At 60.1% G+C, this 11560-nt stretch carries 8 protein-coding genes; all 8 read left to right on the top strand.

Annotated elements, in window-relative coordinates; all coding sequences use genetic code 11:
* Positions 1-361: 361 nt before the first annotated feature.
* The 8 genes from NTD86_RS08290 to NTD86_RS08255 all read left to right on the top strand — a co-directional run bounded on the left by NTD86_RS08290 (position 362) and on the right by NTD86_RS08255 (position 11460).
* Positions 362-901, top strand: a complete 540-nt coding sequence (locus NTD86_RS08290) for a sigma-70 family RNA polymerase sigma factor (RefSeq protein WP_262201709.1) — start codon at positions 362-364, stop codon at positions 899-901.
* On the top strand, positions 894-1853 hold the full coding sequence (locus NTD86_RS08285; RefSeq protein ID WP_262201708.1) for a FecR family protein: 960 nt from the start codon (positions 894-896) through the stop codon (positions 1851-1853). The genes NTD86_RS08290 and NTD86_RS08285 overlap by 8 nt, the downstream gene beginning before the upstream one ends.
* 103 nt (positions 1854-1956) lie before the next feature.
* Entirely contained in the window at positions 1957-4887 is a 2931-nt protein-coding gene (locus NTD86_RS08280; protein WP_262201706.1) for a TonB-dependent receptor, read from the top strand.
* A 69-nt stretch (positions 4888-4956) separates the two neighbouring features.
* The gene (locus tag NTD86_RS08275; RefSeq protein ID WP_262201705.1) at positions 4957-5742 is read left to right on the top strand and encodes an energy transducer TonB; all 786 of its coding nucleotides are present in this window, start codon (positions 4957-4959) and stop codon (positions 5740-5742) included.
* A 160-nt stretch (positions 5743-5902) separates the two neighbouring features.
* Positions 5903-6433 (top strand): RNA polymerase sigma factor, encoded by a 531-nt coding sequence (locus NTD86_RS08270; RefSeq protein WP_262201704.1) that lies wholly within the window; start codon positions 5903-5905, stop codon positions 6431-6433.
* Positions 6426-7388 (top strand): FecR family protein, encoded by a 963-nt coding sequence (locus NTD86_RS08265; RefSeq protein WP_262201703.1) that lies wholly within the window; start codon positions 6426-6428, stop codon positions 7386-7388. Before NTD86_RS08270 ends, NTD86_RS08265 begins: the two co-directional genes overlap by 8 nt.
* 69 nt (positions 7389-7457) lie before the next feature.
* On the top strand, positions 7458-9836 hold the full coding sequence (locus NTD86_RS08260; RefSeq protein WP_262201702.1) for a TonB-dependent receptor: 2379 nt from the start codon (positions 7458-7460) through the stop codon (positions 9834-9836).
* A gap of 7 nt (positions 9837-9843) precedes the next feature.
* The gene (locus tag NTD86_RS08255; RefSeq protein WP_262201701.1) at positions 9844-11460 is read left to right on the top strand and encodes an alpha/beta hydrolase-fold protein; all 1617 of its coding nucleotides are present in this window, start codon (positions 9844-9846) and stop codon (positions 11458-11460) included.
* The last annotated feature ends 100 nt before the right edge of the window (positions 11461-11560 follow it).

Here is an 11560-nt window from a genome sequence, read left to right as displayed (position 1 = left end):
CCGGGTTAGCCGCGACACGGCCATGGATGGCCGATCGCGGCGGGCCCACGGAGCAAGACCTGTGGCGAGGGTATGCCGAGCCACAGCGAGGCACCGAGGGGTAGGGGCGAAAGCGTTTGGCCACTTTGCGCTTTTCAAAGTGGCACGCCGTAAGGGCGTAACCCAAAGTGGCCATTACCCATCGAATGGATATGTACCCAGTTATTCAGTCATTGCCCCGCCGAACATACCCATCTGATACGCAGCAGCAGCCTACAAAGCTCACCCTTACCACATACCCCTACAAACACCGGTATTGATAATTACTCTCAATTAAATTAACGTCGCCGCGCTTTCAGACTCATCACTCTTGAGTTCCCCCGTGAACGACACTACCGCCAGGCTGCAACTCTATCTCGAGCATCGCATCGCACTGATCAACTACGCCAAGGTGGTGGTCGGTGATCATGCTCGCGCCGAGGATGTGGTGCAGGATGCCTTCTTGCGTTTTTGCGCCAGTACCGAAGAGGTCGTCGAGCAACCCGTGGCTTATCTATATCGCATCGTACGCAATCTGGCGCTGGACGCTGTGCGCCGACAGGCCGCCGAGAAGCGTCAGCAACAGTCGCCGCCACAGTGGATGCGCCCCGGCCACGAGTTGTCACCCGAACAACGAGTCGTACACAGTGATGACGCCAGTCGCATCGCCGCGACGCTGGCCAGTCTGCCCGAGCAAATGCGTATCGCGGTCGAGATGAATCGTCTGGGCGGTTTCACGTTGCAGCAAACCGCCGATCATCTCAAAATCTCGCTTTCCAGCGCTCATCGGCTGGTCAAGGATGCCATCGTTCACCTGGCTTCGAGCGTCGCCACACACGCCCCTGAGCCCAGCGCGCACTCTAAGGAACGCCCGTATGCATAACGTCCCCCTGCCCCGGACGGTCTCGGCACAGAGCCTGGAAGTTGCCGGCCAGTGGCTGCTGGATCTGCAACAGCACCCCGAGCGTTTCGAGGATTTCGATCGCTGGCTGCACAGTCACGAAGAGCATTTTGACGCCTGGGCCCAGGTCAACCGCGCGTGGGAGGCGCTGGGCGCTCAAGCCCCAGGTACCGAGCAGCATTGGCCCCCTGCCCCTGCCAATGTCACGCCACTCAAACCCCGCGCACGTCTGCCACTCTTGGCTGCAGCCTGCCTCAGTGCCCTGGCCGTATGCGCAGCGCTGGTGATGAGCCCGAACTGGCGGGCTGATTACAGTACCGGGATCGCGCAAACCCGCGAAGTCACTCTGGGTGATGGCAGCCGCCTTACACTGGCCCCGCAAAGCGCAGTCAATGTGAGCTTCGATGATCATCAGCGCCAGGTCACGCTGGTCAAAGGCGAGGTGTTTTTCGACGTGGCCCATGACGCCAGCAAACCCTTTGAAGTGCGCAGCGACGAAGCCGTGATCAGGGTTCTGGGCACCGCCTTCGATGTGGCACAACGCAACGCCGGGCTGAGTGTCGAGGTCCGCGAAGGCACTGTCGGGGTGAACAAACAGTATCGGCTGGGTGCCGGCCAACGGTTGTGGATTGATCGCCGCACCGGCATCGCCACTCAATCTCTGGTGATGCCTGGCGAGGTCGCGGGCTGGATCATGGGGGCGCAATTTTTTGAAAATGCCAGCGTTGCTCAGGTGGTCGAACAACTCGACCGCTATCAGCGCGGCTGGATCGTGATCACCGATCCTGCCCTGGCCAACAAGCGTGTGACCGGCCTGTACGACATGCGCGATACCCAGCGTGCACTCCAGGCATTGGTCGCGCCCATTGGCGGTGAGGTGCGGCAGTACTCGCCTTTATTGACAGTTATTGGCACGCCAAAAAGCATTGAATGAAAAATATTTGCGTTTGCGCTGAAAAAAATCCGCACGGTGTTCGTCTTTGTAGCTCCTTGTATTGCGAATGACTCGTAATACCAAAAACAAAAGGCGAAGAAACATGGGTAACCGATCACACGTTGCGCACTCCAAAGTACCGGTGGCGCTGGCCGTACTGTGTGTGGCAATCAACAGCGCAATTTTTCAGCCGCCGTCTGCGGTTGCAGCAGAATCCAGCGCATCGCCCAGTGATCAGGCTACCCGTTTCTTCGATATTCCCGCGCAACCGCTGACCACGGCCCTCAGCGCTTTTGCGCGTCAGGCCAATCTGCAATTGGGCCTTGCGGCCGGTCTGGTGGACGGTCTGCAAGCGCCCGCGTTGCGCGGTAACTTCAGCAACGAACAGGCGCTGCGCCAGTTACTCGGCAATGCGCCTGTCAGCTGGAAAATCGACGGTCAGCGCAGCCTGATCCTCAGCCCGCGCAGCGAAGCCAACACCGGCTTTGACGCCGATCTGGATGAGTCTGAAATGCTCGGCGCGGTGACCATCAAAGGCGGGCAGGCAAGCCGTTTGACTGGCCCGGCAGCGCAGGTTTACACCACCGCAGGTTCCAGCGTGTATATCTCCGGCGAAACCATCAACCGCTTCCGTGGTTCTTCCCCGGCGGACATTCTCAAGGGCGTGCCCGGCGTGCAAACCGGTGACACTCGCAACGGCGGCGCGCTGGACGTCAACATCCGCGGCATTCAGGGCCAGAGCCGCGTGCCAGTGACCATCGACGGCAGCCAGCAAGCGATTGACGCCTATCGCGGTTACGGTGGCATGCAACAGCGCAGCTACATCGACCCGGACATGATCAGTGACATCACCGTCGACAAAGGCCCAAGTCTGAACGCCGATGCAGCTGGCGCCATCGGCGGCATGGTCAAGATGAAAACCCTGCAACCCAAGGACATCCTCAAAGAAGGCGAAACCTACGGTGTGCGCCTCAAGGGCGATATTTCGAGCAACAGCGTCGACCGTCCGCACGAGTACAACGCTACCCCGCGCAAGGGCAGCAACAACATCTTCAACCCGCAAGCTCACTCGGGCAGTGTGGCCTTTGCCAGCACCAGCGACACGATTGATTTTGTCGCCGCCTACACCGAGCGCGAAAGCGGTAACTACTACGCCGGTAAAAAGGGCTTCAAGGATTACCAGGTGTTCAAGCAAGTACGCCGCTGGGACCCGGCGACCCGGCAGTACGTCTACAGAACCGAAGAAGCCAACGGCCCGGCCAAGGTGTTCAAGGCGGGCAACGAGGTGTTGAACACCTCCACCGACTCCACAGGGTTATTGCTCAAGACCATCATCAAGCCTTCGCCCGACCAGAATCTTGAGCTGGCCTACCGCTACACCGATGGCGAGTACGGCGAAATCATGCCGTCGCGGATCATTCGCAACACCACCGGCACCGTGCCGCAGTGGGCACCCGGCAGCATGCGGATCAACGCCTATACGGCCCGCTACACGTTCAAGCCTGAAGACAATCCGCTGATCGATCTCAGCGCCAACGCCTGGGTGACCAAGGCTCAGAGCAAAACGTACAACGGCTTGAGCACCGTGACGCCGTTGTTTGGCTATGAAGGCGAACCGGATCAATTGAGCGAAGACGGCTATCAGGATGCCCTGCTCAACCGCAGTAAGGATTTGCGTTGGGGCACCGATGTCAGCAACACCTCGCGCTTCGACACTCAGGTCGGCAAATTCGCCTGGAGCTACGGCGCGTCCTTCCAGAAAGAGCGTCTGCGCCCAGACGATAATTCGCCGGTGCTGCAATCTGACCTGGAGCAAAACCGTTTCATTCGCAGCGGCGACCGTCAGGAAGGCAGCCTGGTGAGCTCGCTGCAATGGGCACCGATCAAGCCGCTGACCTTTACCGTGGGCGGTCGCTACAGTGAGTTCCACAGCAAGGACCACAACCAGCTTGCCACCCCTGCGACCTTTGCCACCCGCCCGGTACGCTGGACCTGGTTGTACAAAGGCAACGATCGCATCGGTTATGTGTACTGGCGCCCGGACCAACAGGGCAACTTCACCCAGGACTCGCTCAACGCCACGCCGTATGAAAAAGGCACCGTCGGTAACACGGGCTACGACCATTTCGAAGCCAACGACACCGAGATGCAGAAGTACGCCACCAGTTACAGCTACGCCAAACCCATCGAGCGCCGCGATCACGCCTTTACGCCTTCCTTCGGCGTGAAGTACGACCTCGACGAGACCAGCTTCGTGTACCTCAACTACAGCGAAGGCGTGCGCATGCCTAGCCTGTTCGAGTCCACACTGGGCCTGTTCACCGCCGCAGTACCGGGCGCCAACCTCAAGCCTGAACGCAGCAAGAACTGGGAGCTGGGCGCCAGCACCCTGAGAAACAGCCTGTTCCTTGAGGGCGACACGGCCGCGGCCAAACTGGCCTACTTCGATAACAAGATCGAAAACTACATCACCCGTGACTATCAAGACATCTTTGCCGGCAACCTGCAGAACGTCGACAGCTTCCGGGTCAAGGGCGTCGAGTTGCAAACCAGCTACGACATGGGCCGTGTGTTCACCGACGTATCGGCCACCTACTACCTGAACGCCAAGACCTGTGCACCGGACCTGGCGCAAAAACTGCGTGACGACGGCACGCCCACGCCCAACTGCGTAGACGGCGGTTTCCCTGGCTCGTACACCAACACCCAGAACCCGCCCAAGTACTCGATCAACACCACGGTGGGTTCGCGCTGGTTCGACAACCAGTTGGTGCTGGGCGGGCGCATGGTCTACAACAGCGCCCCGACCGCCAAGTTGAACAAGCCGTGGAACGATGGCATCACCACCAACCAGATCTACTACCGCAAATCGGCGATCTTCGACCTGTTCGCCAGCTACGAGATTTACAAGGGCACGCAAATCGACTTTGGCGTGCACAACCTGACCAACGTGTATTACCTGGACCCGCTGGCACAAAGCTTTATGCCCGCACCGGGCCGTACGGTCAGCACAGGTTTGACGGTCAAGTTCTGATCCGAACCTGGTTAACACACGGGACGCCCATGGGTGTCCCGTTTTACGTTGATTAATATTGATGAGCTCATGACCTATCTGAACCAATCCCGCAAGACGCTCTGGTGCAGCGCGACACTGATTACCTTGAGCGTGTACACGGGCATCACCGTATGGCTGTTGCACACTTCGCCGATCCCATCGGCCGAGGCTGCACCGGCAGCGATGATGATCGAGCTGGCTGCAGTGCCCGTCGCTCAGGCGGTCGAGGAAGACCTGCAAGTCGCACCGGACAAACTCGTGCAAAAACAGATCAGTACGCCTTCAGCAAAACCGCCCAAAGAGGTGGTGAAAAAAGTCACCCCAGCGCCTAAACCGGCTCCGGTCAAACAGGCCAAGTCACCACTCAAGGAAACGGCCCACGGCGCCTATCAAAGCGCCCCCGAACAGGGTTCAGAATTGACCGAACCGCCGAAAAAACAACCCGAGCAGAGCGCCACGTCAGCCTCTGCGGCCACGACGGCTCCGCCCAAGCTCGACGCCCAGACCTCCACCACCACCGCGGCAACGGAGTCTTCACGCGGTGCTGCCGACCCGGCATTGAAAGTGCAGTGGGAAGCGCAGTTGCTGGCGCACCTGGAGCGTTTCAAGCGCTACCCGCAACACGCCCGTGATCGCGGTGACCGCGGCGTGGCTTACCTGCGTTTTGAAATCGACAGTAGCGGCAAGGTCCTGAGCGCCAGCGTGGTTCGGTCTGCCGGATTCACAGAACTCGACAACGCCACCCTGGACATGATCAACCGCGCTTCGCCTGTGCCTCGCCCTCCGCAAGGCAGCAAACTGCGCTTCACCGTGCCAGTGGTGTTCTCAAAGTGAAGCACACAAACAATCGCAACCTTCGCCAGCACCGTCACAGGCTGGCGATGGCTGCGAGCTTTTGATCTGCACCCGCTCGGTTAACGTGCTGGCACAATCCGTTACACTTATGTGAGAATGATAGGAATTCCTATTAGCATCTTTTTCTCAACGGCTCGGCATGTCATTCATTCCTACGTCTTGCACATCCACTTTGAACTCAGTGGTCCACGATCTACTGGCCAGTTACACCGAGCTGCGTCGGTATTTGTGTAACCGTTTGCGCAATCCGGACGATGCAGCGGATATTGCCCAGTCCAGCTTTGCCCAGGCCTATGCCCATGCATTGAACAGCCCGGTGGCCAATCCGCGGGCATTGCTGTTCAAGGCCGCGCGCAATCTGTGCATCGATCAATATCGCCGCCATAGCAGTGAAATAGCGGCACTGGATGACTGGATGAGTCGCCAGGATGTGCTGAGCCCGACGGTGGAAGACATCATCATTGCCCGCGAGCAACTGCAGCACTTGATCGACCGCATCGAGCGTATGCCCCGCCTGCGCCGCGAGGTTTTTGTGCGCGTGCGCCTCGAGGGCCAGAGCCACCGTCAGGTGTGCGCCGAGCTGGGTTTGTCTGCCAAGTCGGTGGAGTTACATATCGCCCGGGCGGTGTTTGATCTGTCTGAACTGAGCCTGGCCTGCCGACATGCCTGAGCAACTTTCTACACGCAAAGTGCAACAGGCCCTGACGTATCTGGCCAAGCTCAACAGCGATGATCCCTCGCGGGTTGAGCAAGCCCGCAAGCAGTTGGCACGCTGGCGCAACCAAAGCAGTGAGCACGAACACGCATGGCTTGAAGCCGAGCGGCGCTGGCAAATGATCCACCGGTTAACCCCGCAGTTGCGCGGCGCCGTGCATTCGCAGCCGGCCAACCTCAGTCGTCGACGCCTGCTGCGCCAGGGTACCGGACTGTTGGCAGTGATCGGCGCGTCGGGCTGGTTGAGTTGGCTGTGGCGCGAAACCTCGCCCTTCACGCAAAGCCTGCTCACTGAGCACGCTGAACCCTCTCGCCCTTTCACACTGCCCGATGGCAGCCAGTTACTGTTGGCGGCGCAATCCAATGTCCGGGTGCAATTCAGCCACACTCAACGCCAGGTGATGCTGCTGCATGGCAACGTTTACTTCGATGTGGCCCATGAGACCTTGCGCAACTTTGTGATCAATACCCGACTGGGCCAAGTCAAGGTGCTGGGCACTGCCTTCAGCATCAGCGATCGTGGCGACTGCATCCAGGTAGCCGTGGCCCGTGGCCGGGTGCATGTACAAGGGCTCAAGGGCGAAGCGAAAATCCTCACCGCCGGGCAGCACGTCAGCATCAATGCCCAAGGCGAGACCAGCGCGTTCAACCCGCATCGTCAGATAGGCCCTGACATTGAAAACTGGCGCAAAGGCTGGTGGTCCTACACCGATGCCCCGCTGTCCGAAGTAATCGCCGAATACAACGCCTACGCAGCCCGGCCCGTGGGGGTCAGCGCCGAGGCGGCGCACTTGCGTCTGACCGGCAGTTTCCCCAGCGATCAGCCGCAAATCCTGCTCAATTCACTGCCCCGAATCCTGCCTGTGCAACTGGTCAACGTAGCCGGTGAACCCTACGTGCAATTACGTTGAAATTTTTTTGAGGGGTAAACGCGTCGAGGTCCGTCTTCACCCATAACCACACCAGAGTCAGGACTGACCATGTCGCATTATTCCTCCCCTTACCGCGCCCCGCTGAGCCGTTTGGCCCTGGCATGCTCCCTGCTGTTTGGCACCGGCACCGCATTGGCGGACAGCAACACCCCACTGAATCTGAACCTGCCATCCCAGCCACTGGAATCGGCGGTTCATACCCTGGCCCGTGAAGCCGGAATCGCCATTGCCGCCGACAGCCAACTGCTTGCCGGACGCAGCGCCAAGCCACTCAACGGTCAATACACCCTGCGTGAAGCCTTGCAGCAGTTGCTGGCCAATACCGGGCTGGTGGCCATCGAAGAAAACGGCGTGATCGTGCTGCGTCAGGCGAGCGTCGACGGCGCCCTTAACCTGGGAGAAACCCGGGTCAACGCTGCAGGCCTGGGCGCCAGTGACCTGCCGGAAGCCTACAGCGGTGGCCAAGTCGCGACCGGAGCCCGTTTGGGGATGTTGGGCGATACCCATATCATGGATACGCCGTTCAACATCACCTCCTACACCGCACAAACCATCGAAAACCAGCAGAGCGGCACGGTGGGTGCGGTTTTGCGCAATGACCCTTCGATCCGCTTCACCACCGGTGAAGGCCATGTGTATGAGAACTTCACGATTCGGGGCTATTCACTGGACTCCGCAGAGCTGGCGCTTAACGGCCTGTATGGCATGGCTCCGGACGGCCACGTCCCTACGGAATTCCTGGACCGAGTCGAAGTGCTCAAAGGCCCGGGCGCGTTGTTGTCCGGCATGGCACCCAGCGGTGGTGTGGGCGGCGTGATCAACCTGGTCCCCAAACGCGCCGGTGACACGCCGTTGACGCGCCTGACCACCAGTTATGTATCGGACGGCTATTTCGCCGAACACCTGGACTTCAGCCGCCGCCTGGGTGACGAACAGCGCTTTGGCATTCGCTTCAATGGTGTGTATGGCGACGGCGATACAGGCGTCGACAAACAATCCAAGGAGCGCACGCTGACCTCCCTGGCCCTGGACTATCGTGGCGATGGCTGGAAGCTCGCGCTGGACGCTTACGAAAGCCACGAGCGTGCCGAAAATGGCAGCCCCATGATGGTGGGCTTCAGCGACATAGGTCATGTACTTAAGGCGCCAAAAGCTGACACCAACATACTCAAAGGTATTTCTGCCAAGCAGATCAGCAAGGGCGTGATCGTGCGCGGTGAATATGAACTCAATGATGACTGGAGCACTTTCGCCAGCGCTGGCAGTTCCAAGAATCGCTACAAGGGTTTCCTCAACGGCACCCGCCTGCGCGTCAACAATGACAATGGCGATGCCATCGGCGAGACCTACAATCAGGCGGGCTATTCCGCCAGCACCGCGTATGAAGCGGGTATTCGCGGGCATCTGACCACCGGCCCGATCGACCACAAGCTCGTCTTCACCGCCAGCCTGTTGCACCAGAATATCGGCCGTGCGCCGACCGTGACCGGCGCCCGCTACCCGACCAATATTTATCACCCGGGCAAGCCGATCATTGCCGGGCACACCGGCTCCAACGTCAAGACCGGCGACAACACCCTCTCCAGCTTTGCCGTCGCTGATACCCTGGCGTTTGCCGATGACAAAGTCCTGCTGACCCTGGGGGCTCGTTCACAACGGGTCCGCCAGCAGATGAGCTCGCCTAAATCCTATGACGAACAAGCCATTACTCCGGCCGTGGGGCTGGTGGTCAAACCCTGGGATGCGCCGGTGTCGCTGTATGCCAACTACATCGAAGGCCTGACCCAAGGCAATACCGTGGGCGACGTGAGCGCCGCCAACTACGGCGACCAGTTCGCGCCTTACAAGGCCAAGCAACTGGAAGCCGGTGTGAAATGGGACATGGGCACGTTTACCCATACCTTGAGTGCGTTCCAGATCGAGAAGCCCAGCCTGATTCTCGACAAGGCCAGCAACCTTTACAGCGACGACGGCAAGCAGCGTAACCGTGGCGTGGAATGGAACATGTTCGGTTCGGTGATTCCCTCCGTTCGCCTGCTCGGGGGGGTGACCTACACCCACGCCGAGCTGACCCGCACGGCCAACGGCGCTCTGGACGGCAACACCGCCCGTGGCGTGCCGAAATGGTCGGCCAACCTGGGCGGCGAATGGGATACACCGTGGGTCGATGGCCTGACCTTGACCACGCTGGTCATCCACAGCAGCTCGCAGTACCTCAATGATGCCAACACGCTGAAGATCCCGCAGTGGACCCGTTACGACCTGGGCGCTCGCTACTCCACCCGCATCCTGAGCAAGGACGTGGTGTTCCGTGCCAGCCTGGAGAACGTTGAAAACCGCTCTTACTGGGCAGGTGTGTTCAACGATGGTTTCGCCACGGTGAGCGAGCCGCGCACCTTGAAGCTCTCAACCAGCATCGACTTCTGAGGTCATCATGAACCCATTCAATCGCTGGGGCCTAGGGTGCCTGTTCAGCGTCACGGCCTGCGCCTCGGCCCTGGCTGTCGAGCCACTCAGCCAGGGGCAAAGCGTGCACGCCAGTGTCGCCCAGGCTCAGCCCCCCAGCTGGAGCCTGACACTCAAGGCGGGAGATCTGGTCCAGGGCAAGGTCGCGGGCGATGTCAGCCTGCGCCTGCTGACGGCACAGGGTTATCCGCTGCGCTTGTTGATCGATGGCGCGGACATGTCACGGGACTTTATGTTCATCGCCGACAAGGACGGTCAGTACCTGCTGCGCGTCGAGCCGCTGGTGACACGTCCACAGGCCGAGTTCTCGCTCACGCTGAACCAGGTACTGCCGCTGAGCCTGCAACAACGCTCACAGGCGCCTCTGCTCAGCCCGACTTTGCGTCAGTTGGCCGAACAACTGAAACAGGGCGGCTCCACGCAAGCGTTCTGGAAAGAGCGCGAGCAACAAGGAACGCCGCTGGTGGAAGCCATCGCAGACAGCCCCAATGAGCGCCTTGTCACGTTCCTGTGGCGTGGCGCCCAGCACAACGTGCGGGTGTTCGGTTCGCCTTCGGGCGGCCATGACGCCTTGCAGCGTCTGGGTGACAGTGACGTCTGGTACGCCACCTACCGGGTACCCTCCAGTGCCCGCCTGAGCTACCAACTGGCGCCAGATGTGCCTGAGGCCGGGGATCGCCGCACGCTATTGGCCACGTCGCAACGCGACCCGCTCAACCCACACCGCTTTGGCAATCACAAGTACGAGCCCAACCTGACTCGCTCCATCCTGGAACTGCCTGATGCACCGCCACAGCCGTGGCTCCAAAAGCGCGCGCACGTGGCACCCGGCATGGTTGCGCGCGAGTCCTTGAGCAGTCGTATTCTAGGCAACACCCGCGACGTGTATGTGTATCGCCCTGCGGGGTGGAAAGACGCCGGCGATGACCAAGGCCTGCTGGTGCTGTTTGATGCTCACGCCTACATGCGCCAGGTGCCCACGCCGACTATTCTGGACAACCTGATTGCCGACGGTCTTATCCCCCCGACAGCGGCGCTGATCATTGCCAACCCGAGCGATGAAACCCGGCCCGTGGAGTTGCCGCCCAACCCGGAGTTCGCACGCTTCATGGCTGAGGAGTTGATGCCATGGGCCAAGCGCCAGGGGCTTAATGCCGACGCCGCGCATACCGTGGTGGCGGGCTCCAGCTATGGAGGCTTGGCCTCGGCGTGGCTGGGGCTAAAACACCCTGAACTGTTTGGCAATGTACTGAGCTTGTCCGGATCGTTCTGGTGGAGCCCGCCAAACACTGAAGATCAGTGGCTCACCCGCCAGTACGTGACAAGCCCGCGTTTACCGCTGCGCTTCTATCTGCAGGCCGGCTTGTTCGAAGACAAATCGGGGTCTGCCGGTGCCGGGATTCTGGACAGCAACCGCCAACTGCGCAATGTCTTGCAAGCCAAAGGCTATCCGGTTGACCACGTCGAATACGCCAGTGGCCATGACTACCTGCAATGGCGGGGTTCATTGGCGTGTGGCCTGATCAGCTTGATAGGCACAAGCCAGGACACACCCAAGGCGTGCGTGCCGGTGGCGTTGAAGTAGCCACTGGCAAATGTCCGCTCTATGGGAGCGGGCTTGCTCGCGATGCTGGCAAACTCGGTATACCTGTTAAACCTTACCGATCCTATCGCGAGCAAGCCCG

It is taken from the genome of Pseudomonas sp. 7P_10.2_Bac1 (assembly GCF_025465935.1).
In the GTDB taxonomy this organism is placed as follows: Bacteria; Pseudomonadota; Gammaproteobacteria; order Pseudomonadales; family Pseudomonadaceae; genus Aquipseudomonas.
Note: the sequence above shows the minus strand (reverse complement) of the source record. Positions and strands in the feature narration are given on the sequence as shown.